The organism is Microbacterium sp. PMB16 (assembly GCF_051294855.1).
In the GTDB taxonomy this organism is placed as follows: Bacteria; Actinomycetota; Actinomycetes; order Actinomycetales; family Microbacteriaceae; genus Microbacterium.
Window position 1 is genome coordinate 1,686,986 of the sequence record NZ_CP145908.1, and the last position, 24,156, is coordinate 1,711,141.

Annotated in this window: 22 protein-coding genes; 14 read left to right on the forward strand and 8 right to left on the reverse strand. The window is 69.2% G+C overall.

The annotated features are described in order from the left end of the window. Nucleotides 1-44 precede the first annotated feature (44 nt). The 11 genes from V5D55_RS08090 (at nucleotide 45) to V5D55_RS08140 (ending at nucleotide 12,245) form a co-directional block, all read left to right on the forward strand. Complete coding sequence (locus V5D55_RS08090; RefSeq protein ID WP_435748887.1) at nucleotides 45-332, forward strand: hypothetical protein; 288 nt, start codon at nucleotides 45-47, stop codon at nucleotides 330-332. Nucleotides 333-400: 68 nt separating this feature from the next. Next, nucleotides 401-2,545: an ATP-binding protein gene (locus V5D55_RS08095; protein ID WP_435748888.1), complete on the forward strand. Its 2,145-nt coding sequence runs from the start codon at nucleotides 401-403 to the stop codon at nucleotides 2,543-2,545. Beyond that, nucleotides 2,473-3,279 carry a helix-turn-helix transcriptional regulator gene (locus V5D55_RS08100; RefSeq protein WP_435748889.1) on the forward strand — a complete coding sequence of 269 codons (807 nt, stop codon included), beginning with the start codon at nucleotides 2,473-2,475 and terminating at the stop codon, nucleotides 3,277-3,279. Before V5D55_RS08095 ends, V5D55_RS08100 begins: the two co-directional genes overlap by 73 nt. 76 nt (nucleotides 3,280-3,355) lie before the next feature. Further along, the gene (locus tag V5D55_RS08105) at nucleotides 3,356-3,559 is read left to right on the forward strand and encodes a cold-shock protein (RefSeq protein WP_017831237.1); all 204 of its coding nucleotides are present in this window, start codon (nucleotides 3,356-3,358) and stop codon (nucleotides 3,557-3,559) included. A 233-nt stretch (nucleotides 3,560-3,792) separates the two neighbouring features. After that, the gene (locus V5D55_RS08110; protein ID WP_435748890.1) at nucleotides 3,793-4,821 is read left to right on the forward strand and encodes an iron-siderophore ABC transporter substrate-binding protein; all 1,029 of its coding nucleotides are present in this window, start codon (nucleotides 3,793-3,795) and stop codon (nucleotides 4,819-4,821) included. Nucleotides 4,822-4,917: 96 nt separating this feature from the next. Then, nucleotides 4,918-5,907, forward strand: a complete 990-nt coding sequence (locus tag V5D55_RS08115) for a FecCD family ABC transporter permease (protein ID WP_435749273.1) — start codon at nucleotides 4,918-4,920, stop codon at nucleotides 5,905-5,907. A 5-nt stretch (nucleotides 5,908-5,912) separates the two neighbouring features. Next, on the forward strand, nucleotides 5,913-6,977 hold the full coding sequence (locus V5D55_RS08120; protein WP_435749274.1) for a FecCD family ABC transporter permease: 1,065 nt from the start codon (nucleotides 5,913-5,915) through the stop codon (nucleotides 6,975-6,977). After that, nucleotides 6,974-7,774, forward strand: a complete 801-nt coding sequence (locus tag V5D55_RS08125; RefSeq protein WP_435748891.1) for an ABC transporter ATP-binding protein — start codon at nucleotides 6,974-6,976, stop codon at nucleotides 7,772-7,774. The genes V5D55_RS08120 and V5D55_RS08125 overlap by 4 nt, the downstream gene beginning before the upstream one ends. Beyond that, entirely contained in the window at nucleotides 7,764-8,717 is a 954-nt protein-coding gene (locus V5D55_RS08130) for a siderophore-interacting protein (protein WP_435748892.1), read from the forward strand. Before V5D55_RS08125 ends, V5D55_RS08130 begins: the two co-directional genes overlap by 11 nt. 121 nt (nucleotides 8,718-8,838) lie before the next feature. After that, nucleotides 8,839-9,678, forward strand: coding sequence for a hypothetical protein (locus tag V5D55_RS08135; RefSeq protein WP_435748893.1), 840 nt, complete (start codon nucleotides 8,839-8,841; stop codon nucleotides 9,676-9,678). Beyond that, on the forward strand, nucleotides 9,624-12,245 hold the full coding sequence (locus tag V5D55_RS08140) for an SdrD B-like domain-containing protein (protein ID WP_435748894.1): 2,622 nt from the start codon (nucleotides 9,624-9,626) through the stop codon (nucleotides 12,243-12,245). The genes V5D55_RS08135 and V5D55_RS08140 overlap by 55 nt, the downstream gene beginning before the upstream one ends. 94 nt (nucleotides 12,246-12,339) lie before the next feature. Here V5D55_RS08140 and V5D55_RS08145 read toward each other — a convergent pair whose 3' ends face one another. Next, nucleotides 12,340-13,182 (reverse strand): alpha/beta fold hydrolase, encoded by an 843-nt coding sequence (locus tag V5D55_RS08145; RefSeq protein ID WP_435748895.1) that lies wholly within the window; start codon nucleotides 13,180-13,182, stop codon nucleotides 12,340-12,342. A gap of 96 nt (nucleotides 13,183-13,278) precedes the next feature. Here V5D55_RS08145 and V5D55_RS08150 point away from each other — a divergent pair, with 96 nt between their 5' ends. Both V5D55_RS08150 and V5D55_RS08155 read left to right on the forward strand, forming a co-directional pair. Further along, nucleotides 13,279-13,842 carry a TetR/AcrR family transcriptional regulator gene (locus tag V5D55_RS08150; RefSeq protein WP_435748896.1) on the forward strand — a complete coding sequence of 188 codons (564 nt, stop codon included), beginning with the start codon at nucleotides 13,279-13,281 and terminating at the stop codon, nucleotides 13,840-13,842. A gap of 49 nt (nucleotides 13,843-13,891) precedes the next feature. Beyond that, nucleotides 13,892-14,686: a tryptophan-rich sensory protein gene (locus tag V5D55_RS08155; protein WP_435748897.1), complete on the forward strand. Its 795-nt coding sequence runs from the start codon at nucleotides 13,892-13,894 to the stop codon at nucleotides 14,684-14,686. A gap of 134 nt (nucleotides 14,687-14,820) precedes the next feature. Here V5D55_RS08155 and V5D55_RS08160 read toward each other — a convergent pair whose 3' ends face one another. From V5D55_RS08160 to V5D55_RS08190, 7 genes are all read right to left on the reverse strand, one after another. Beyond that, nucleotides 14,821-15,492 (reverse strand): response regulator, encoded by a 672-nt coding sequence (locus V5D55_RS08160; protein ID WP_435748898.1) that lies wholly within the window; start codon nucleotides 15,490-15,492, stop codon nucleotides 14,821-14,823. Next, entirely contained in the window at nucleotides 15,489-18,023 is a 2,535-nt protein-coding gene (locus V5D55_RS08165; RefSeq protein ID WP_435748899.1) for an ATP-binding protein, read from the reverse strand. Before V5D55_RS08165 ends, V5D55_RS08160 begins: the two co-directional genes overlap by 4 nt. After that, nucleotides 18,020-18,622, reverse strand: a complete 603-nt coding sequence (gene kdpC, locus V5D55_RS08170) for a potassium-transporting ATPase subunit KdpC (RefSeq protein ID WP_435748900.1) — start codon at nucleotides 18,620-18,622, stop codon at nucleotides 18,020-18,022. Before kdpC ends, V5D55_RS08165 begins: the two co-directional genes overlap by 4 nt. 110 nt (nucleotides 18,623-18,732) lie before the next feature. Continuing rightward, the gene (gene kdpB / locus V5D55_RS08175; protein WP_435748901.1) at nucleotides 18,733-20,889 is read right to left on the reverse strand and encodes a potassium-transporting ATPase subunit KdpB; all 2,157 of its coding nucleotides are present in this window, start codon (nucleotides 20,887-20,889) and stop codon (nucleotides 18,733-18,735) included. A gap of 1 nt (nucleotide 20,890) precedes the next feature. Then, nucleotides 20,891-22,570 (reverse strand): potassium-transporting ATPase subunit KdpA, encoded by a 1,680-nt coding sequence (gene kdpA / locus V5D55_RS08180; RefSeq protein ID WP_435748902.1) that lies wholly within the window; start codon nucleotides 22,568-22,570, stop codon nucleotides 20,891-20,893. Then, nucleotides 22,570-22,659, reverse strand: a complete 90-nt coding sequence (locus tag V5D55_RS08185; RefSeq protein ID WP_435748903.1) for a potassium-transporting ATPase subunit F — start codon at nucleotides 22,657-22,659, stop codon at nucleotides 22,570-22,572. Before V5D55_RS08185 ends, kdpA begins: the two co-directional genes overlap by 1 nt. Continuing rightward, entirely contained in the window at nucleotides 22,656-22,784 is a 129-nt protein-coding gene (locus tag V5D55_RS08190) for a hypothetical protein (RefSeq protein WP_435748904.1), read from the reverse strand. The genes V5D55_RS08185 and V5D55_RS08190 overlap by 4 nt, the downstream gene beginning before the upstream one ends. 136 nt (nucleotides 22,785-22,920) lie before the next feature. Here V5D55_RS08190 and V5D55_RS08195 point away from each other — a divergent pair, with 136 nt between their 5' ends. Then, complete coding sequence (locus V5D55_RS08195) at nucleotides 22,921-24,099, forward strand: SLC13 family permease (protein ID WP_435748905.1); 1,179 nt, start codon at nucleotides 22,921-22,923, stop codon at nucleotides 24,097-24,099. Nucleotides 24,100-24,156 lie beyond the last annotated feature (57 nt).

Sequence of the window (24,156 nt, forward strand, 5' to 3'; positions counted from 1 at the left end):
CTCAGAGCGGAGTGTAGGGATACAGCCACCGCCGAGGAGAAATCATGTTCGAGCACCCCTATCTCACCCACCAGTCGACCACTTTCGACCAGGAGCAGATCGTGCAGGCGGCCGAGCGTCGTCGTTTCCTGCTCGAGCACGCGGACCAGATCGTGCCGCGCCCGGCGGGGCCGATGACCCGGATGCTGCGCCGTGTGTTCGGCCGGACAGCGGATGCGGCGGGCCGCACGTCCGCCCCCGCTGCGCCCGCCGCGAGTGTGCGGACGAGCGACCGGGCCGCCGGCGCTCGGGCGTCGAAGGGATGCGAGCCGGCCGTCGCGACGGCGCCGTGACCCTGACGCTCGTGCTGCCTGCAGCGGAGGCCGCCCCGGATGTCCGTGGAGGGTGGGACGATGTTCCCATGCCCCCGTCCGCTCCGAGCTCCGTGATGGTCGGCCGCGATGCCGACCTCGCCGAAGTGCGCCGCCTGTTCGCCGGCGTGCGCGAGGGCATGCCCGCGGCAGTCCTCGTCGAAGGCGAAGCCGGCATCGGCAAGTCGCGCTTGCTGCGGGAGTTCGCGGGCGAGATCGCGAGTACGGCCGATGTGCACGTCGGCTGGTGCCTCGACCTCGGCGCCTCGCGCACGCCGTACGGCCCGCTCACCGGCATCCTCCGGTCGATCGTCACCACCATGGGCGTCGATCGGGTGCGCGAGTCTGTCGGCATCGGAGTCGAGGCCCTCGGGATGCTGCTCCCCGAGCTCGTGACCACCCCGACCGACCGCGAGCGCACCAGCCCGGAACGGCTGCGGGATGCGATCGCGTCGCTCATCGAGGCGGCCGCCGAACGCGCTCCGCAGGTGCTCGTCGTGGAAGACCTGCACTGGGCGGACGAGTCCACGCTCGCGATGCTCTCGTTCCTGCTGCGCGCTCTGCAGCGCGGGCGCGTGCTGCTGTTGATCACCTGCCGCACCGACGATGTGCGCCGTGGCGACGCGGTAAGTCGCTTCATCGGCGAGGCGACCAGGGCGCGCCTGCTCGAGCGCCTGACGCTCGAGAGGCTCGACGTCGATGCTGTGCGCGCGCTCGCCGAGAACATCGTCGGTCACCGGATGACCGATGCGGCGTTCGACCGCATGCAGGAGCGGGCGGAGGGCGTGCCCTTCTTCGTCGAGGAGATCGCCGGCTGCGCGAAGGGCCCGCTGCCCGACAGTCTGCGCGACCTCCTCTTGGCCCGTTTCGACCGGCTCGGCGACGATGCCCGCCGCGTCGTCCAGGTCGTCTCCGGTGCCGAGCGCCCTCTGTCGCATCCGCTGATCCTCCGTCTCGTCGACCTGCCGGAGGAGCGCCTCGACGAAGGCATCCGTGAGGCCACTCGCAGCGGCATCCTGGTCGTCGTCGACGATGACTACCGATTCCGGCACGCGCTGCTGCGCGAGGCCGTGCACGGCGACCTACTCCCGGGGGAGCGCGCACGTCTGCACCGCTCCTATGCCGAGACGCTCGAAGCGCAGTGCGCGGGCACCGACACGGGTGATGCCGCGGCGCTGGCGTATCACTGGCAGCTCGCGCAAGACGACCGGCGGGCGCTGATCGCGGCTGCTCAGGCGATGCGCCATGCGAAGGCGAGGTACGCGTTCGCGAGCGCCGCCCGCTTCGGCGAACTCGTGCTGGAGCTGTGGCCGAAGGTGCCCGATGCGGCAGATGCCGTCGGCGTCGAACGGCTCGAGGTCCTCCTCCAGCTGGGGTCGATCCTGCGCAACGCCGGCGATGGCGAGAGAGCGCTGGCCGTGGCGAACGTCGCTCTGGAAGAACTCGATCCGGCGACCGTCGCCCCTCGGGTGCACGCGCGGATCCTGCGCAACAAGGCGCTGTACCTGGTCAACCTCGGCCGACTCGGCGCGATCCCGCTGCTGCAGCAGGCCCTGGCGATCACCGAACAGCACATCGACGACGACGTGTTCCGCGCCGAGCTGCTCAACCGTCTCGCGAGCCGGCACATGATCGCGGGCGACCGCCGGGAGGCCATCGTCCTCGCCGACGAGGCCGAGCGTGCGGCGGCGGGGGCAGAGTCCACGGATCAGCTGTCGATCGCCGCGAACGTTCGCGGGGGCTCTCTCGCGCACCTGGGCGAAGTCGAGGCCGGCGACCGCGAATACGACCGCGCCCGCCGCCTGGCCACCGGCCCGGATGCCGAGCTGCGGTACCGGGTGAACTACTCGGATCTGCTCACGTTGCTCGGCCGCTACCGGGAGGCGGTCGATGTCGCCCAGGAGGGGCTGCGCCGTGCGCGCGAACTCCGTGTCGAACGCACGTCGGGGTCGATCATGGCGCAGAACATGATCGTGCCGCTGCTCGAGCTGGGGGAGGTCGACCGGGTCGAGGAGATGTTGTCGCGCGATTTCGTGCAGGGAACGCTGCGGGTGTTCCGCATGTACATGAACATGACCCGCGTGCGAGTGCTGGCCTGGCGGGGCCGGCGGAGGCCGACGAGATGCTGCAGGAATGGCTTCCGGCCTTCCACGAGACCGGTGTCTCGGAGCGGCAGATCTGGTACGACCGGGTGATGATGACGGTCGCGGTGGCCGCGAGCGCGGGCGACCCTCGCCGCGCGCTCGACGCGATCCTCGAGATGCTCGACGACGACAAGCCTGCCCTGCTGCACCAGCGCCGGCTGCTGCTGGAGGGCGGAGCGCTCATCGCCGAGCTGCGGGCCGAGGGCGGTGATGTCACGCCGGCATCCGCGGCCATCCGCTCGGCCTGGGTCGCGCAGCCCCCGCAGCTGCAGAACGACGCCTGGTCGACGATCCTCGACGCGCTGCTCGATCCGCGTCACGATGCCGTCGATGCGGCGCTCCAGAGTGCCGACGGCGACGACGTGCCGGTCACCTTCCGCGTCGTGCTGCGCCTGGAGCAGGCGCGGCTGCGGGTGCGCGACGGTGATCGTACGGCGGCGGCGGCAGTGCTCGCCGAAGCCGACACGATCGCCCAGAAGCTCGGGCATGCGCAGCTGCAGGCTGCGGTCGCCCGGCTCGCCACCGACGCCGGGCTCCGCCCCGCCGCCGAGAGCGTGTCGGATGCCGACTCGCTGACAGCCCGCGAACGGCAGGTGCTGGATCTGATCGCCGAGGGGCTGAGCAACCGCCAGATCGGCGAACGGCTCTTCATCAGCGCCAAGACCGTGAGCGTCCATGTCTCGGCGGTGCTGCGCAAACTCGGGGTCAGCACCCGCACCGAAGCCGCGATCGCGCAACAGAATCCAGCTTTCTCTGCTACTCGGCAGCCAGCCGTGGTACGTTGAGCGAGCGCGTGTATCGGATGTTCCGATTCGGCGTAGGCCGCGCAAGCGGCTAAGTCAAATAGAAAGTAGAAAACACATGGCCACTGGCACTGTGAAATGGTTCAACGCGGAAAAGGGCTTCGGCTTCATCGCTCCCGATGACGGCTCGGACGACCTTTTCGCCCACTACTCGGCTATCGCCGGCTCCGGTTTCAAGGAGCTCCGCGAGAACCAGAAGGTCGAATTCGACGCTGAGCGTGGCCCCAAGGGCATGCAGGCGGCGAACATCCGCGCTCTCTGAGCGCGCGCTGACTTCCTGAAACCGGTCGGATCCTCACGGATCCGGCCGGTTTTTCGTGTGCCCAGGGCAGATGTTCGAGGGGCCGACGCGCAGCTCGCCCGTTCGGGGGACAGTGACCGACAGGGGCCGGGACTGAGGCATACCTAACCTTCTGTTAGATTAGGCGAGGCTTACCAAAGCCTGACGCGCTCTGCGTCGACGCCCCCTCACACCCGAACTCGAAGGGAACGCCTGTGCGTACCTCCCGTCTTCTCGCCATCGGCGCCGCGGCCGTACTCGCCGTCGGCCTTGCCGCCTGCTCGTCCACGGCTCCGCAGTCCACCGCCGCTGTCGGCGCGAATCCGGCATCCGACGACGCCTTCCCCGTCACGGTGGAGCACGTCTACGGCGAGACCACGATCACGAAGAAGCCCGAGCGCATCGCCACGATCGCGTGGGCGAACCACGAGGTCCCGCTGGCCCTCGGCGTCGTGCCGGTCGGCATGGCCGCCGCGACCTGGGGCGACGACGACGGTGACGGCGTGCTGCCCTGGGTCGAGGAGAAGCTCGAAGAGCTGGATGCCGAGACCCCGGTGCTGTTCAACAACGACGACGGTCTCGACTACGAGGCCATCGCCGACACCCGCCCCGATGTGATCCTCGCGGCCTACTCCGGCCTCACCGAGGAGGAGTACGACAAGCTCTCCAAGATCGCTCCGGTCGTCGCTTTCCCCGAGGTCAAGTGGGGCACCTCGGTGCAGGACATGATCAAGATGGACGCGAAGGCCATCGGCCTCGCCGACGAGGGCGACGCCCTGATCGACGACCTGCAGAAGCAGGCGGATGCCGCGCTCGACGAGCACAGCGTGCTGAAGGACAAGAAGCTCCTGTTCGCCTTCGTCGACCCGGCCGACCTCAGCCAGATCGGCTACTACACGAAGATGGACACGCGACCGGGCTTCCTGCACGGCCTCGGTCTGCCGGTGCCCGCCATCGTCGAGGAGAACGCCGACACCAAGGAGTTCTACCTCCAGGTGAGCTCCGAAGAGGCCGAGAAGTTCGCCGACGTCGACGTGATCGTGACGTACGGCGACGAGTCGATCGTGGCGCTGCTGCAGGCCGACCCGCTGCTGTCGAAGATCCCGGCTATCGCCGAGGGACGCATCGCCGTGCTCGGTGACGCGACGCCGCTCGCGGCATCCGCCAACCCGTCGCCGCTGTCGATCCCGTGGGGGTTCAGCGACTACCTCGACGTGCTCGCGAAGCCGCTCGCCGGGGAGTGATCCACCTTTCCGCATCAGCGGGATGACGAAGTCGTGACCACCACCCTCGTGCCGACCAGCCTGAATCCGGGCGCCGCAGACCTGCGGCGCCCGGTGATGGTGCGTACGCTCTGGCTTTTCGCCGGGGTCGTCGTGATCGCCCTGCTCAGCATCCTCTCGATCTCGTTCGGGGTGCGGGCGGTGACGGTCGACGACATCTTCGCCGCGCTCGGCGGTCAGAGCGACACCGTCTCGCAGGCGGCCATCGTCAAGCGCATCCCGCGCACCGTGCTCGCGATCCTGGTCGGGGCAGCTCTCGCCCTCTCGGGGGCCACGATGCAGGCGGTCACGCGCAACCCGATCGCCGACCCGGGCATCCTCGGCGTCTCCAACGGCGCCTCGCTCGCCGTGGTGTTCGGGCTCGCCTTCTTCGGGCTGACCGATCCGTACGGTCAGATGGCGCTCGCGATCTCGGGTGCGGCGGTGGCGGCGGCCTTCGTCTACAGCGTCGGCTCGCTCGGCCGCGGCGGCGCCACCCCTCTCAAGCTCGCTCTCGCGGGGGCGGCGACCTCTGCCGCGTTCGCCTCTCTGATCAGCGCGATCATGCTGCCGCGGGTCGACCTGCTGCAGGCCTTCCAGTCGTGGCAGATCGGCGGGGTCGGAGGGGCAGAGTGGCCGCGCATCGCGATCACGGCTCCGGTGCTCCTGCTCGGCGCGCTCATCTGCTTCGCGAGCTCCCGTGGCATGAACTCGCTCGCGCTGGGCGACGACATGGCCGCGGGTCTCGGTGAGCACGTGTTCCGCACCCGCCTGCTCTCGGCCGTCGGCGCGGTCATCCTCGCGGGAGCCGCGACGGCGATCGCCGGTCCGATCGGCTTCGTCGGACTCGTGATCCCGCATGCCTGCCGGATGCTGGTCGGCACCGACCACCGCTGGCTGCTGCCGTTCTCCGCGCTGGCGGGCGCCGCACTCCTGACGGCGAGCGACGTCATCGGACGGGTGATCGCCCCCTCGTCGGAGGAGATCCAGGTCGGCATCATCACCGCGGTCATCGGCGCCCCGTTCTTCATCTGGATCGTCCGTCGGCAGAAGGTGCGTGAACTGTGAGCGGCATCCGCACCGCACCGGGCCAGGCCGCCGGGGATCACCGTTCCGACGCGGCCGCGATCATCGCGGGCCGCAAGGCGCGCCACCGCACGCACGCGACGACGACGATCGTGCTCGGCATCCTGGTGTTCGCGCTGTTCGCCACCGTGCTCATGGTGGGCAAGACGTTCTACGGCCCGGGCGACGTGATCCAGGTGATCCTCGGGCAGACCGTGCCGGGAGCATCCTTCACCGTCGGCGAGCTGCGGCTGCCGCGCGCGGTGCTCGCCGTGCTCTCGGGTCTCGCCTTCGGCATCGCGGGCGTCTGCTTCCAGACGCTGCTGCGCAATCCGCTCGCGTCGCCCGACATCATCGGGATCTCCGGTGGCGCCGGGGCGGCCGCGGTCATCGGCATCATCGTCCTGTCGCTGAACGGACCGATGGTCTCGCTGCTCGCCCTCGGCGGGGCGCTGCTCACCGCCGGGGTCATCTACCTGCTCTCGATCAAGGGCGGCTTCGCCGGCACGCGACTGATCCTGATCGGCATCGGCGTCGCGGCGATGCTGCAGAGCGTGATCTCCTATCTGCTGTCGCGCGCCGCCCAGTGGGACATCCAGACCGCGATGCAGTGGCTCACCGGCAGCCTGAACAACGCTTCGTGGGAGCGTGTGATGCCGCTCGCCCTCGCCGCCGCCGTGATCGTTCCCGTCATGCTCCTGCGCGGACGCGCGATGGGGGCGATGCAACTCGGAGACGACTCCGCGGCCGGACTCGGCGTGCGGGTGAACTCCACGCGGCTGCTGTTCATCCTCGGCGCTGTCGCTCTCCTCGCCTTCGCCACGGCGGCCACCGGCCCGATCGCGTTCGTCGCGTTCATGGCCGGTCCCATCGCCGCGCGCCTCACCGGGCCGGGCGCGAATCTGCTCCTGCCGTCGGCGTTCGTCGGTGCGGTGCTGGTGCTCGGCAGCGACATGATCGGGCAGTTCGCCTTCGGTGAGCGGTATCCGGTCGGCGTGATCACGGGCGTGCTCGGCGCCCCGTACCTGATCTACCTTCTCGTCCGCACCAACCGCTCCGGGGGTTCGCTATGACCGTCTCGCACACTCTGTCGGCAGAGGGGGTGACCCTCGCCTACGGCGATCGCACCATCATCGACGGGCTCGACCTCCAGATCGCGCCGGGCAAGATCACCACGATCGTCGGGGCGAACGGATGCGGCAAGTCGACGCTCCTGCGTTCCCTCGCGCGTCTGCTGTCGCCGACCGAGGGCCAGATCGTGCTCGACGGGAAGTCTGTGCACGCGCGACCGACCAAAGAGGTCGCGCGCATCCTCGGGCTGCTGCCGCAGTCGCCGGTGGCGCCCGAGGGCATCGCCGTCGCCGACCTCGTCGGCCGCGGGCGGCATCCGCATCAGAAGATGCTCGCGCGCTGGAGCGCCCACGACTACGAGGTCGTCGCCGACGCCCTGGCTGCGACCGGCACCACCGACCTCGCCGACCGCAGCGTCGACGAGCTCTCCGGCGGGCAGCGACAGCGCGTATGGATCGCGATGGCTCTCGCGCAGGAGACCGACATCCTGCTGCTCGACGAGCCCACGACGTTCCTCGACGTCGCCCACCAGATCGAGGTGCTCGACCTGCTCACCGACCTGAGCGTCTCGCGCGGCACGACCATCGTGATGGTGCTGCACGACCTGAACATGGCGGCCCGCTACGCCGACGAGCTCGTCGCGATGAAGGAAGGCAGGGTGCACGCCACCGGCACCCCGCAGGACGTGGTCACCGCCGGCCTCGTCGAAGAGGTCTTCGGCCTCGCCAATCAGATCACCATCGACCCGGTATCCGGCAAGCCGATGGTCACACCCATCGGGAGGCACCATGTCCGCTGAGACGACCACCACCGAGCGCCCCACCTACATCCTCGCCCGCGCCGAGGTGCGCGCCGTGTCCCGCGTCTCGCCGAACTTCGTGCGGGTGACCTTCGGGGGTGACGAGCTGTTCGAGTTCTGCACCCCGGGTGAGGTGTTCGACTCCCGCATCAAGCTCGTCTTCCCGCCGGCATCCGGCATCCTTCCGCCGCTCGATCGCGAGACGGACGACTGGTGGGGCTCGTACCTCGCCGTGCCCGAGGAGGAGCGCGGTTCGATGCGCACGTACTCGGTGCGCGACCTGCGTGTCGACGGTGCCGACACCGAGGTCGACGTCGATTTCGTCCTCCACCTCGCGCCCGGACTGACCGGTCCGGCGTCACTGTGGGCGAGTCAGGCCGCGGTCGGCCAGGAGCTGTTCGTCGTCGGACCCCGCCGCGGAGTCACCGATCACGGCGGCGCCGAGTACGCGCCAGGCGCGGCTCCTTCGGTCGTGCTCGTCGGAGACGAGACGGCGGCCCCCGGGATCGCCCGCATCCTCGAAGACGCCCCGCGTGACCTGCGCGGCATCGCCTTCCTCGAGGTGCCGAGCGCCGACGACGTGCTGGCGATCGATGCGCCGGCCGGTGTCGAGGTGCGTTGGCTGCCCCGCGCGGTCGATCAGCTGCACGGTCTCGAGCTGATCCCGGCGGTGCTCTCGTACCTCGGCGATGTCGACGCCTCGGAAGACATCAGCGTCAGCGACGTCGACACGGAGGATCTGCTCTGGGAGACGCCGGACTATTCGGGGCTCGGTGAGGAGATCGCGATCACGGATGCTCCGGCCGACCGATACTTCTGGATCGCCGGCGAGAGCGGCGTCGTCACCACGCTGCGCCGCCACCTCGTGAAGGATCTCGGGATCGATCGTCGTCAGGTGGCCTTCATGGGCTACTGGCGCCGCGGCGTCGCCATGCGCGGCTGATTTCTCCGCCTCCTCGCGTGCATGCGAGGGGTTATGTAAAAGAATATCAATATATCGCCGTCCGGGCGCGATATGTCTGCAAGCATGATCCGGGGTTCGTCCCCGGAGGGGTAGTTCCGTCATGCAGAGAAACAGGTTCATCCGGTCGATCGCCATGGCGACGGGCGCATTCGTGGTGGCCGCAGGGCTGTTCGGTGTGCAGGTCGCCGGCGCCCCGGCATCCGTCGCCGCCGAGCAGAACGACTACGTCTTCAACGATCCGTGGGTGCTGCAGGCGCCGGGGTCCGCGACCGGCCGATTCACGCCGACGGAATACTCGGCGCAGGCGACGGGCCGCGCGACCAGCGTGCTGCCGACCTCGACGGGGCCGGTTGCGGTCGAAGCGCGTTTCGCGCCCGGCGCAGGCCGCACTCCGGGCACCAGCTTCCTCGCCACCGGCACCAATCAGTCGAGCTATGGCGCCCAGCCCGGAACGTTCACCGGTGCACCGACCCCCGCCACACTGCCGGCGCTCGGTATCCTCACGAACGGCTCGGAAGGCTGCGGTGGCCGGCTCGGCAGCGCCGCCCACCAGAACTTCAACGGCGTCTGCAGCATCGGCACGCTCACGGTCACGTTCTCCCAGCCGATGACCGACATGGTTCTCGATATCTCGGGTCTCGGCGGGTGGTCGGCGGCAGGCGTCGGCGCATATCAGCGCGGCTCGTTCAACAGCACGATCTGGACGATCACGAGCGCGGGGGCGTCGTTCGCCCAGCCGTCGAGCGGTGCCACGAACCTCTCCGTCACCGACAAAGTCATGCAGGTCCGCAACCGCAACACGAACGCCCGGTGCGACTCGAATGCGGTGGATCAGCCGGCGCGCGTACGCGGAGCCCGAACAAGGAATTCGCCGGGTGCGGATCTGTGCTCCTCTCCGGCACGTACACCACGGTCACCTTCGACCTCACGTCGGAGGTGACGCCGTACAGTGCCTTCCCGGCGGCGACGTTCGGCACCGGCACCGCCTACTTCGCGAACGACGGCACCACCAGCGCCGACGGCATCAACGGACGGAACGTCGTCTTCACCGAGGCCCTCCTCGTTCCCGGCAACCCCGGCGACAGCCACAACTCCGACCTGCAGCGCATCTCGTTCCGCCTGCCCGAGAAGGGATCCCTCGGCGACCGGGTGTGGAATGACGTGGATGCCGACGGCGTGCAGGATGCCGGCGAATCGGGAGTCGGCGGCGTCACGGCGACGCTGACGGATGCGACCGGTACTCCCGTCCGCGACGCCACGGGCAACCCGCTCACCACGGTGACGGCCGCCGACGGCTCGTACCTGTTCACGGGTCTTCCGTTCGGGGACTACCGCGTGCGGTTCACGGGGCTCCCTGACCGGTTCTCGTTCACCCGACCGAACGTGGGAGCCGACGACGCCGATTCGGATGCGGATCCGGCGACCGGACTCTCGAGCGTCGTGCGGATCGACACGGCAGCGCCGGTGAACCTGACCGCTGATGCCGGAATCGGTGAGTTCGGATCGATCGGCGACACCGTGTGGCTCGACGCTGACCGCGACGGCGTGCAGGATGCCGCTGAACGCGGCGTCTCGGGTGTGACCGCGGTGCTGTACGGCAGTGGAGGCGCGGAGATCGCGCGCACGACGACCGACAGCGCCGGCAAGTACCTGTTCTCGGTGCTCCCGCTCGGCGCGTACTCGGTCGGTTTCGAGGGGTTCCCGGCGGGAATGACCCTGACCTCGCGAGACGCGGGCGGCGACGACGCGCAGGATTCGGATGCCGACCCCGCCACGGGGCGTACGGCCACGGTGACCCTGACCTCGCAGAGCCGCGACGTCACCTCGGTCGACGCGGGACTCGTCGCGGTGCTCGGCTCGATCGGCGACACCGTGTGGCGCGATGTGGATCGTGACGGTGTGCAGGATGCCGGGGAGTCGGGTGTTCCTGGTGTGACGGTTGTGCTGCGTGATGGCGATGGTGATGAGGTGGAGCAGACGACGACCGGCGCGGATGGTGAGTATTCGTTCGATGAGTTGCCGCTTGGTGACAAGGTCGTGGAGTTCACGGATCTCCCGGACGGGCAGACCCTCTCGCCTCGGGGTGCGGGTGATGACGCGGCGGTCGATTCGGATGCTGACCCGGCGACGGGTCGCACGGGCACGGTCACACTGACGCCGGCGGTTCCGGATCGGACCGATGTGGATGCGGGTCTGGTGACGCCGGTGCCGCCGGTGTTGGGTTCGATCGGTGACCGGGTCTGGTCGGATGCTGATCGTGACGGTGTGCAGGATGCCGGGGAGTCGGGTGTTCCCGACGTGACGGTCGTGCTGCGTGATGGCGATGGCGATGAGGTGGATCGCACGACGACCGATGCGGATGGTGCGTATTCGTTTGATGAGTTGCCGCTTGGTGACAAGGTCGTGGAGTTTACGGATCTCCCGGACGGGCAGGCTCTCTCGCCTCGCGGTGCGGGTGATGACCGGGCGGTCGATTCGGATGCTGACCCAGCGACCGGTCGCACGGGCACGGTCACACTGACGCCGGCGGCTCCGGACCGGACCGATGTGGATGCGGGGCTGGTGTCGCCGGTGCCGCCGGTGTTGGGTTCGATCGGCGACACCGTCTGGTCGGATGCTGATCGTGACGGTGTGCAGGATGCGGGGGAGTCGGGTGTTCCCGGTGTGACGGTTGTGCTCCGTGACGGTAATGGTGATGAGGTGGAGCGGACGACGACCGGCGCGGATGGTGAGTATTCGTTTGATGAGTTGCCGCTCGGTGACAAGGTCGTGGAGTTCACGGATCTCCCGGACGGGCAGGCGCTCTCGCCTCGCGGTGCGGGCGATGACCGTGCGGTCGATTCGGATGCTGATCCGGTGACGGGTCGGACGGGCACGGTCGCGCTGACGCCGACGATTCCGGATCGGACCGATGTGGACGCGGGTCTGGTGGCTCCGGTGCCTCCGGTTCTGGGGTCGATCGGCAGCCGCGTCTGGGACGACCGTGACCGAGACGGCCGCCAGGATGCGGAGGAGCCCGGCGTCCCCGGGGTGACCGTGGTCCTGTACGAGGGCGGCGGTGTCGGCGGTGGTCCCGGTGACGAGATCGAACGCACCAGCACCGACCCGAGCGGCGCGTATCTGTTCTCGGACCTGCCGCTGGGCGCCTACGACATCGCGTTCCTCGAGCTCCCCGACGGGTTCGAGTTCACTCTGCGCGGGGTCGGCGGATCCGATACGGATTCGAACGTCGATCCGGCGACGGGCCGCGTGCGGGTGACTTTGACGCCCGGCGATCCGGACCAGCTGAACATCGGCGCGGGCGTGCGGGTCAGCGCGGAATCGCCTGAAGACCCTGAGGGCCCCGGCTCACCCGGAGGCTCGGACTCCGGCTCACCTGAGGGACCGAACGCGACCGGCAGTCTCCCCTCCACAGGAGCGGACGCGGGATGGATCGTGTTCCTCGCGCTCCTCGGCGGGCTGCTGCTCGGCGGCGGCGTGCTGCTCGCCCGCCGGCGCAGCGCCTGACGCGCGCAGCATCCGCTCCCGTGGCAGAAAGTGCGAGTTCCCCGATCGTGAACCCACATCTTCTGCCACGGAAGCGGATGCCGGGGCGCGCAGCCTACTTCGCGAGGAAGGTCTTCAGTGCGGCGTTGACCTCGTCGGCGTGCGTCCAGAGCAGACCGTGCGGAGCGCCCTCGACCTCGACGTAGTCGGCATCCGGCACCGCCTGGTGGAAGCGGCGGGCGGTCGCGTCGATCGGGAGGATGTTGTCCTTGGTGCCGTGCAGGATCAGCGTGGGCTTCGCGGCCGCACGGACGGCTTCCACGTCGCCGCGGAAGTCCTCGATCCAGGATGAGACGACCGCGTAGGCGGCGACGGGTGCGCTGCCGATTGCGACGTTCCAGCTGCCGGTCACGGCCTCCTGGCTGATGCGTGATCCGAGGTTCTCGTCGAGGTTGTAGAAGTTGCTGTAGAAGTCGGTGAACCACGCGAAACGATCGCCCTTGGCGGCAGCTTCGATGCCGTCGAAGACCTCCTGAGGCACGCCCTCGGGGTTGTCGTCGCGCTGCACGAGGAAGGGCTCGAGCGAAGCGAGGAAGGCGAGTTTGGCGACGCGCTCGTGGCCGTACTTCGCGACGTAGCGGGCGAGTTCACCGGTGCCCATCGAGAAGCCGACGAGTACGACATCTCGCAGGTCGAGCGTTTCGAGCACCGTGTCGAGGTCGGCGGCGAAGGTGTCGTAGTCGTAACCGGTGTTGACCTTCGACGACTGGCCGAAGCCACGGCGATCGTAGGTGATGACGCGGTAGCCCTGGGCGAGGAGCTCGCGGGTCTGGCGCTCCCAGCTGTGGCCGTTGAGCGGGTACCCGTGGATCAGGACGACGGGCTGGCCGGCTCCCTGGTCTTCGTAGTAGAGCTCGATCGGGGTGCTGTTCTCGTTTCCGACGGTGATGTAGCCCATGATCCTGATCCTTTTCGGTTCCGGTGAGAACGATCGTTCTCGCTCGATGTGTCCAACATAGAGAACGTACGTTCTCGTGTCAAGTACACTGTGATCATGACTGAGGAAACGGTGCGTGAACAGATCCTTGCGGCGGCCGACGAGCTGTATTACCGCAAGGGATACGCTGCCGTCGGCATGGACGAGCTGCGGGCCGCGGCCGGCGTCTCCCTGCGGCGGCTGTACGGGCTGTTCCCCGCGAAGAACGACATCGTGGCCGCAGTGCTCGCCCGCAAGCACCGCGAGTGGGAGAGTGGCCTGACGGCCGCCGTCACGGATGCGGGTAACGACCCGCGTACGCGCCTGCTCGCCGTCTACGGCTACCTCGAGAACTGGTTCTGCACCGACGACTTCCGCGGCTGCGCCTTCATCAACGCCTTCGGCGAACTCGGTGGCACGAATCCCGAGGTCGCCGAGATCGTCCGGTCGCACAAGGCGTCCTTCCAGGAGTACATGGCCCAACTCGTCACCGGCACGGGGGCGTCCCCACTCCTCGCCGCGCAGCTGTCGATCCTCGCGGAGGGTGCGCAGAGCACGGCCGCGATCTCCGCCGATCCGCAGGTCGCGGTGCAGGCGCGCAGCGCGGCGGAAGTGTTGATCGACGCAGCGGTCTCTGCCTAACCAGGTGAATCGCTAACCAAGTTAGCGATTCAATGCTAGAGTCCCAGCCATGGAATCCCGGACGCAGGACATCCTCCGCCAGACGATCGTCATCGCCGCGGCATGCTTCATGCTGATCGCCGCAGCCGTCGGATCGGGCGCCTTCGGCGGCACGTCGGTGAGCGAGCTGCAGGACGGCGCGCTCTCGGCGCAGGGCTCGTACCTCGCTCCCGCCGGCCCGGCGTTCTCGATCTGGTCGCTGATCTATCTCGGCCTCATCGCGTACACGATCTGGCAGGCGCTCCCGCCGCAGCGAGCGGACGAGCGCCAGCGCGCGGTCGGCGGATGGATCGCCGCGACGATGGTGCTCAACGGGCTCTGGCTCGTGACGGCGCAGTTCCTGACTCTGGTCCTCACCTGGATCGTGATCGCGCTGCTGCTCGCGACGATCGCCCGGGTGATCATGCTCCTCGGCCGCTTCTCCGCGAAGAACCTCGCCGACCGAGTCCTCACCGACGGAGCGAACGGCCTGCACTTCGGATGGGTGACGATCGCCACCGTCGCCAACATCACCGCGTGGCTCACTCAGATCGCGCCGAAGAGCTGGGCGGACCAGGCAGCGGTCTGGGCCGTCGCCGTGCTCGTGGCGGTGCTCGCGATCGGAGTCGCATCCGCATGGTTCACCGGTCGCATCGCTCCGGCCCTCGCGACCGCCTGGGGTCTCGTCTGGCTGGCCGTCGGCCGCCTGACCGGGGAGCCCGAGAGCACGACGACCGCGATCACCGCGATCGTCGTCGCCGTGCTGCTCGTCGTCGCCGGTGTCGTGGCGGTGCTGCGGCGTCGCGCGGCGGTCGCTGCACGGTAATGCCGGCCGCTGCGCGGTAGTGCCGGCCGCTGCCCGTTCACAATTCAGCAAGAATCTGCGTATAGCCCCCAGAACCGCGGGCCGGGACCGGTCGGCCGAGATTCCGACTGAATTGTGAACGGGCGAACCGGCGGTCAGAGCACCAGCCGGTAGCCCATCCCGGATTCCGTGAGCAGATGGGCCGGCGCGCTCGGCTCCTGCTCGAGCTTCTTGCGCAGTTGCGACATGTAGAGCCGCAGGTACCCGGAGTCGGAGACCTGCTCGCTGCCCCAGATCTCTTTCAGCAGATCCTGTCGTGTGACGAGCGCACCCGGATGCCGGGACAGGTGCTCCAGCATCCGCCACTCGGTCGGGGTCAGGTGCACTCTCGTGCCGGCGCGCGTCACCGTCTTGGTCGAAAGGTCGACGACGACATCGGCGAACGACACCACCGACTCGCCTCCCGCGGGAACCGACCGCCGCGACAGCGCCCTGAGCCGCGCGAGCAGCTCGTCGACCTGGAAGGGCTTCGTCACGAAGTCGTCGGCGCCGGCATCCAGCGCCTCCACCTTGTCGGCGGAACCGGTGCGGCCGGACACCACGATGATCGGCACGTTCGTCCAGCCGCGCAGCGCCTGGATCACCTCGATGCCGTCGAGCCGCGGCATCCCGAGGTCGAGCATGATGATGTCGGGGTGGGTCTGGGCGGCGACGGCGATCGCGGCAGCACCGTCGGGCGCGACCACGACCTCGTACCCGTGCGCCGCCAGGGTGATGCGCAACGCCCGCACCATCTGCGGGTCGTCGTCGGCGATGAGGAGCTTCACTCCGTGTCCTCCGGCTCGAGAGGCCCCGCCAACGGCAGGGCGATGACCATCGTGAGGCCGCCGCCAGGGGTGTCCTCGGGTGTCAGGGTACCGCCCATGCCCTCGGTGAACCCGCGCGACAGGGCGAGCCCGAGCCCGAGCCCGGTCGTGTTGTCGGTGTCGCCGAACCGCTGGAACGGCTGGAAGATGCGGTCGCGGCGTTCCGGGGCCACGCCCTCACCACGATCGATGATGCGGATCTCCGCCCGGTCGCCGAGCGCGCTGGTCGAGATCAGTACCCGGGTGCCATCCGGCGCGTGCCGGTGGGCGTTCGCCAGCACGTTGACGAGTACCCGCTGCAGCAGCACAGGGTCCGCCTGGAGTGCGGGGAGTGCGGGGTCGAGAGCGAGGTCGACATCGGCCGGACCGAGCCCGAGCTCGTCGACGGCGGCGAGGATCGGTGCGGTCGCGTCCAGCCGCATCGCCGAGACGGCGAGAACTCCTGCCTGTACCCGGCTGACGTCGAGCAGGTCGGTGACGAGGGCGGACAGCGTGGCGAGACTCTCGTCGGCCGTCTCGAGAAGCTCGGCGCGATCGGATGCTGACAGGTCGTGGGCACCGCGAAGCCCGCCGATCGCTGCGACGGCCGAAGCCAGCGGTCGCCGGATGTCGTGGCTGACGGCCGAGAGCAGAGCGCTGCGCACCTGATCGGTCTCCGCCAGCGCCTCGGCCTCGAGCGCTGTCGCCCGCAGATCGGTGTGCTCGATCGCCGCCGCCAACTGGGCCACGATCGCATCGAGCAAGCGTCGTTCCGGACCCGCCAGTGGGTCGCCGTTGAGTTCGAGCGTCGCCCGGGCCGCCCCGTTCGTCCCGACCCCGACGGGAATCATGGTCGCGCGGCCGTCCGCGACGGGTTCGCCGTCGCAGGCAAGGACTTCGCCGTCGAGCGCGAGAAGACGCACGCCGCTCAGGCCGAAGGCCTCACGGGTGCGGCTCACCAGTGCCAGCACGGCATTGTCGCCGCGGAGCACATTGCCTGCGACCGCAGCCAGCAGTTCGGCCTCGGCGGCGGCGCGCTGGGCGGTGCGTGCGCGTCGCGCGGCCTGGTCGACGATGAGGCTCACCAGGATCGCGATCACGACGTAGAGCCCGAGGGCCAGCACGTGCAGCGGATGGGCGACCGTGATCGTGAACAGCGGGGCGACGAACAGGAAGTCGAGCGTGATTCCGGAGAGCACCGCCGCGAACACCGCAGGACGGATGCCGCCGACGAGAGCGACCACCACGACGAGCAGCTGGTACGCGAGCACCTCGGCGGTGATCGACTCGGGGCTGCGGAACGTGAACATCACCCAGGAGAGCAGCGGGCCGAACGCCAACGCGACGACGAACCCGAGTACCTGCCGGCGCCAGCCGAGCGCACCGCCGGTCATCCGCGGGAGTGCGAGCCGTCCGCCTGCCGCGGCGTGCGTGACGATGTGCACGTCGATGTCGCCGGAGCGGCGGATGACCTCGGAGCCGATGCCGGGTCCGGTGAGCGCGGCGGCGAGTCGCCCGCGTCGGCTGACACCGATGACGAGCTGTGTCGCATCGGCACCCTGCGCGAACTCGACGAGGGTCGCCGGGATGTCGTCGCCGACCACCTGGTGGTAGCTGCCGCCCAGCGACTCGACGAGGGTGCGCTGCGCGGCGAGGGCACCGGGTGTCTCGTCGCGGAGTCCGTCCTGCGCGGAGACGTGCACGGCGAGGAGCTCTCCGCCGGCGGAACGGGCGGCGATCCGGGCGCCGCGGCGCAGGAGGGTCTCGCCCTCCGGCCCGCCGGTCAGCGCGACGACGACGCGCTCGCGCGCCTGCCAGTTGCCTTCGATGCCCTGCTCCGCGCGGTACGTGCGCAGCGCGCTGTCGACCTCGTCGGCGAGCCAGAGGAGGGCGAGTTCACGCAGCGCCGTGAGGTTGCCGAGGCGGAAGTAGTTCGAGAGTGCCGCGTCGATGCGTTCCGCCGGGTAGACGAGGCCGGCCGACAGCCGGTCGCGCAGCGACTGCGGTGCGAGGTCGACGACCTCGATCTCGTCGGCGGCGCGCACGACGGCATCCGGGATCGTCTCCTGCTGCGCGATGCCGGTGATCTTCTCGACGACCGCGTTCAGCGATTCGATGTGCTGCACGTTCACGGTGGTGATCACGTCGATGCCGGCCTCGAGCAGCCGGTCGACATCCTGCCACCGCTTCGGTTGCGTCGAGCCGGGGCTGTTCGTGTGCGCCAGCTCGTCGACCAGGGCGATCTCCGGGGAACGGGCGAGCACGGCGTCGAGATCGAGTTCAGTCAGCGGGACGCCCCGGTGATCGTCGATGCGGCGCGGGATCTCTTCCAAGCCGACGGTCTGCGCGAGCGTCGCGGCGCGCTCGTGCGTCTCGACGATCGCGATGACGACATCGTGCCCCTCGTCCTGCAGGCGGCGTCCTTCGGCGAGCATCTCGAAGGTCTTCCCGACGCCGGGCGCGGCCCCCAGGAGTACGCGGAGGCGGCCTCGGCGCGAAGGCTCTGCGGTCATGCGCCCTCCCGGTCATCCAATGCGAGGTTGAGTTCGGCGACGTTGATGTGCTCCTCGCCGAGGAATCCCAGATCCCGCCCTTGAATCCTAGACTCCACCAGGGCACGCACGTCGTTCTCGCTCAGGCCTCGCGCCTCCGCCACCCGTGGCACCTGCAGCAGCGCGTACGCGACGCTGATGTGCGGGTCGAGGCCGGATCCGGATGCCGTCACCGCATCGGCGGGCACCTGGTCGGGGGAGACGCCTTCACGCTCGGCGATCGCGGTCTTCCGCTCCTCGATCGAGGCGATGAGGTCGGCGTTCTCCGGGCCGAGGTTGCTGCCGCTCGACGCGGCGCCGTCGTAGCCGTCGCCCGCGGCGGAGGGACGGGACTGGAAGTACTGCGGGAGGGCCGCGCCATCGGCATCCGTGAAGGACTGGCCGATCAGGGCGCTGCCCTTGTCGTCGGCAAGCGGGGAGCCGTTCGCCTGGTTCGGGAGGAGCAGCTGGCCGATCCCGGTGACGAGGAGGGTGTACCCGACGCCGAGCACGAGGGTGAAGATGAGCATCGCGCGGACGGCGACGCCCGTGGTGCGGACGGCGGTGCGAGTGGAGGACATGAGAGGCCTTTCGAGGAGTGGGTGGGGCCCTTCGTCTCGCTTCGCTCGCTCAGGGACCGGTGACGATGCGCGGTTCCTGAGCGAGGAGCGAAGCGACGAGACGAAGGACGTCAGAATCCGGGGATCAGACTCACGAGGAGGTCGATGAGCTTGATGCCGATGAACGGGGCGATCACGCCGCCGAGGCCGTAGATCAGCAGGTTGCGCTGCAGGATCTGCGAGGCGCTCGCCGGTCGGTACTTCACCCCGCGCAGCGCCAGCGGGATGAGGAACACGATCACGATCGCGTTGAAGATGATCGCGCTGGTGACGGCGGATGCCGGGGAGTGCAGCTGCATGACGTTGAGCACCGCGAGCCCGGGGAAGACGCCCATGAACATCGCCGGGATGATGGCGAAGTACTTCGCGACGTCGTTCGCCAGCGAGAAGGTCGTGAGGGCCCCGCGGGTGATCAGCAGCTGCTTGCCGATGCGGACGATGTCGATGAGCTTCGTCGGATCCGAGTCGAGATCGACCATGTTGCCGGCCTCTTTCGCGGCCGAGGTTCCGGTGTTCATCGCGACGCCGACGTCTGCCTGCGCGAGGGCGGGGGCGTCGTTGGTGCCGTCGCCGGTCATCGCCACGAGACGGCCGCCCTCCTGCTCGCGGCGGATGTAGGCGAGCTTCTGCTCGGGCGTCGCCTCGGCGAGGAAGTCGTCGACACCCGCCTCCGCGGCGATCGCCTGCGCCGTGAGCGGGTTGTCGCCCGTGATCATGACAGTGCGGATGCCCATGCTGCGCAGTTCGTCGAACCGTTCGCGGAGGCCGTCCTTGACGATGTCCTTGAGGTGCACGACCCCGAGGATCCGGTCGGCGTCGGGCGCCTTGACCGCGACGACGAGCGGGGTGCCGCCGCTCTGCGCGACGCTGTCCGTCAGAGCGGTGAGCTCGGTGTCCGTCCCCTCGGTCCCTGAGCCCGACGAAGGGTGCAGCCACGCGCGGACGGCGGAGCCGGCACCCTTGCGGATCTGCGTGCCGTCGGCGAGGTCCAGGCCGCTCATGCGCGTCTGGGCGGTGAACGGCACGATGACGGCATCCGTCGGCTGCTCGACCCGGATGCCGCGGCTTGCGGCCAGCTCGACGATCGAGGCGCCCTCGGGCGTCGGGTCGGCGAGCGACGACAGTGCGGCGATGCGCAGCAGCTCGGCGTCTCCGATGCCGTGCAGCGGCAGCACCTCGTGGGCGCGGCGGTTGCCGTAGGTGATGGTGCCGGTCTTGTCGAGCAGCAGCGTGGTCACGTCTCCCGCGGCCTCGACTGCTCGGCCCGACATCGCCAGCACGTTGCGCTGCACGAGGCGGTCCATGCCGGCGATGCCGATGGCCGAGAGCAGGGCGCCGATGGTCGTCGGGATGAGGCAGACGAGCAGGGCGATGAGCACCGGGATGCTGACGGGCGACGCGGCGTACGACGCGATCGGGTTGAGGGCGAGCACGACCACGACGAACACGATCGACAGGCTCGCGAGAAGGATGTTCAGCGCGATCTCGTTCGGCGTGCGCTGGCGGCTCGCACCCTCGACGAGCGCGATCATCCGATCGACGAAGGTCTCGCCGGGCTTCGAGGTGATGCGCACCACGATGCGGTCCGAGAGCACGCGGGTGCCGCCGGTGACGGCGCTGCGGTCGCCGCCGGATTCGCGGATCACCGGGGCGCTCTCGCCCGTGATCGCCGACTCGTCGACGGTCGCGATGCCCGCGACGATGTCGCCGTCGCCCGGGATCAGCTCGCCTGCCTCGACGATCACGATGTCGTCGCGCTGGAGTTCTGCCGAGGAGACCGCGGCGGTGTCCGCGCGCTCGGCGGCAGCATCCGACTCGTGGTCGTACCCGACGACCCGCCGGGCCATCGTGCTGGTCCGCGTCTTCCGCAGTGTCGCGGCCTGGGCCTTGCCGCGGCCTTCGGCCACCGACTCCGCGACGTTCGCGAACAGGACCGTGAGCCACAGCCACACCGCGATGCCCCAGGTGAAGGGTGCGGGTACGGGGGTTCCTCCCGAGTCAGCCGGCCCGCCGAGGAACGGCTCGGCGATCGCCAGCACCGTGGTGAAGGCCGCGCCGACCCAGACCAGCAGCATGACGGGGTTGCGCACGAGGGAGGCCGGGTTGAGCTTGCGCAGAGCGCCGGGGAGCGCCTCGACGAGCTGTGCCCAGCCGAAGGCGCGGGCTTTCGGGGTGACGGGGACGGATGGCGCAGCATCCTGCCGTTGGGGATCAGTGGTGAGTGTCATGTCAGACGAGTCCTTCAGCGAGGGGTCCCAGTGCGAGCACCGGGAAGTAGGTGAGTGCGGTGACGATGACCGTCACGGCGAGGAGGAGGCCGACGAACTGCGGCCGGTGGGTGGGGAGCGTTCCGGCGGTGGCGGGGGTGCGCTCCTGCGCGGCGAACGATCCGGCCAGTGCGAGCACCAGCACGATCGGCAGGAACCGGCCGAGGAGCATCGCGACGCCCAGGGCGGTGTTGAACCACGGAGTGTTCGCGGTGAGCCCGGCGAACGCCGAACCGTTGTTGTTCGAGGCCGAGGTGAACGCGTAGAGCACCTCGCTCATGCCGTGGACGCCCGGATTCAGGATGCTGGTCGACTCGACGTCCTCGCGGATGCCGGGGATCGCGAAGCTCAGCGCGGTGCCGACCAGCACGAGAGTCGGCGTCACGAGGATGTAGAGGCTCGCGAGCTTGATCTCCCGCGGGCCGATCCGCTTGCCGAGGTACTCGGGGGTGCGGCCGACGAGGAGTCCGCCGACGAACACCGCGATGATCGCGAGCACGAGCATGCCGTAGAGTCCGGAGCCGACGCCGCCGGGGGCGACCTCGCCGAGCATCATGTTGAGCATCGGCATCATGCCGCCCAGTGCCGTGTACGAGTCGTGCATGGAGTTGACGGCTCCGGTGGACGTGAGCGTGCTGGCCGTGCCGAACAGCGCGGAGCCCAGGATGCCGAAGCGCACCTCCTTGCCTTCCATCGCGGCTCCGGCGAGTTGTGGTGCGCTGCCGCGGCCGGCGAGCTCGAACGCGGAGAGCGCGAAGGTCGAGACGAGGAAGATCGTGCCCATGACGGCGACGATGGCGTAGCCCTGGCGGTGGTCGCCGATCATGCGGCCGAACGTGCGGGGAAGCGCGAACGGGATCATGAGGAGGAGCAAGATCTCGAACAGGTTCGTGAACCCGGTGGGGTTCTCGAACGGGTGCGCGGAGTTGGCGTTGAAGAACCCGCCGCCGTTCGTGCCGAGGAGCTTGATCGCCTCCTGCGAGGCGACCGGGCCACCAGGGATCGTCTGCGTGCCGCCTGAGACCGTGGTGACGTCGGTGAAGCCGGCGAAGTTCTGGATGACGCCGCCCGCGAGCAGGGCGACTGCGCCGATCAGCGCGATCGGGAGCAGAAGGCGACCGAGGCCGCGAGTGAGGTCGACCCAGAAGTTGCCGATCGTGCTCGAGCCGCGGCGGGCGAGGCCGCGGATGAGTGCGATCGCGATCGCGAGACCGACGGCTGCCGAGACGAAGTTCTGCACGGTGAGTCCGGCGAGCTGCACGACGTAGCCCATCGTCTGCTCGGGCGAATAGGACTGCCAGTTCGTGTTGGCGACGAAGGATGCCGCGGTGTTGAACGCGAGACCCTCGGGGACGGCGGGCAGGCCGAGCGATTGCGGCAGGAACGCCTGCAGACGCTGCAGGGCATAGACGAGCACGACGCCGACGACCGAGAAGGCGAGCACACTGCGGGCGTACGCGCGCCAGGTCTGCTCGGAGCGCGAGTCGACGCCGATGAGCCGGTAGACGCCGCGCTCGACGCGGAGGTCACGGGCGGAGGTGTAGACGTGGGCGATGTAGTCGCCGAGGGGGCGATACAGCAGCACGAGCACGACCACGAGGGCCACGAACTGGAGGGCGCCGAACCAGATAGCCGTATCCATCAGAACTTCTCCGGGGCGACGAGGGCGACCACGAGGTAGACGATGGCGGCGACGGCGAGAGCGGCGGCGATGATCTCGAAGACGATCACAGCTTCTCCACCCCCTTCGCGACCAGGGACACGAGGGTGAACAGCGCGAGAGTCAGCGCGATGTAGATGATGTCGAGCACGAGTCGATACAACTCCTGTGCGAGGCAGCATCCGACGATCCTCACGGTTCCCCTACGGGTTCCTGCCCGACCCATGCGCCGCCCTCACACCCCCTTGTTTTCGAATCACGCAAATGGTCGCGAATCTGCCGTCTGGCCGACCACTTGCGCGATTCGTAGCCCGCGGATCTATGCTCACGGAGTGGGTGCGACCAGGCGGCGGATCGGGGCGGGGACGGTGATCGTCCTCGCGCTCATCGCCGTCGCCGCGGTGTGCGTGATCGGCGGCATCCTGCCCGCTCCGGATGCTGAGGCGCTGGGCCTGCGCATCGCCCCGGTCCTGGGGTTCGTGGTGGCCATCACGATCGTCGCCGAGCTCGCGCGCGACGCCGGAGTCTTCGACGTGCTCGCGCAACGGCTCGCCGGGTGGGGGCGCGGCCGGGTGGTGGCGCTCTGGGCGTCGGTGGTGGCGCTCGCCGTCGTGAGCACGGTCTTCCTGTCGCTCGACACCACGGCTGTGATCGTGACGCCGGTCGTGGTGGTGCTGGCACAGAGCATCGGGGTCTCCCCGCTGCCGTTCGCACTCGCCACGGTGTGGTTGGCGAACACGGCATCCCTCGCACTCCCCGTCTCGAACCTCACCAATCTGCTGGCCGCGCCCGCGATCGGTGCCGACCCTGCCGCGTTCCTGGCGCTGAGCTGGGCCCCGACGCTGGTGGGAGTGCTCATCCCTGTCGCGATCCTCACAGTCGTGCACCGCCGCACCCTGTTCGGTTCGTATCGTGTGCCGAAGCCCGGGACCCCGTCCGACCGCCTGCTCTTCTGGGGCGCCGTCGGAGTGCTGATCGTGCTGCTGCCGCTGCTCACCCTGACGCATGACGTCTGGATCCCGGCCTCGGTCGCGGCACTGCTGCTGCTGGTGCTGTTCGCCGTACGACGGCGGCACGTGCTCCGGCTCGGTCTCGTGCCCTGGCAGGCGCTCGGCCTCGCTGCAGCACTGTTCGTGCTGGTCGAGACCGCTCACGCCAACGGCATCCTCGACTTCCTGACTTCCGTCGCGCCGAGCGGTCACGGACCGGGCGAGCTCCTCCAGCTCGCGGCGATCGGCGCTCTCACCGCCAACGGCGTGAACAACCTCCCTGCGTACCTGATCCTCGAACCGGCGGCCGGCGACCCGGTGGCGCTGATGGCGCTGCTGATCGGGGTGAACCTCGGACCGCTCATCACCCCGTGGGCTTCGCTCGCCACGCTGCTCTGGCACCACCGGATCGTCGCGCTCGGAGTCACGATCAGCTGGCCGCGTTTCATGCTCTGGGGTGTCGTCGTCGCCGTGCCGACGGTCGCCGTTGCCGCGCTGGTGCTCGCGCTCGTCGCCGGCTGATCCGTCCGTCGCGCCCGTCGAACCCGCTCTCGGCGACTGATTCCTCGAGAACGACCG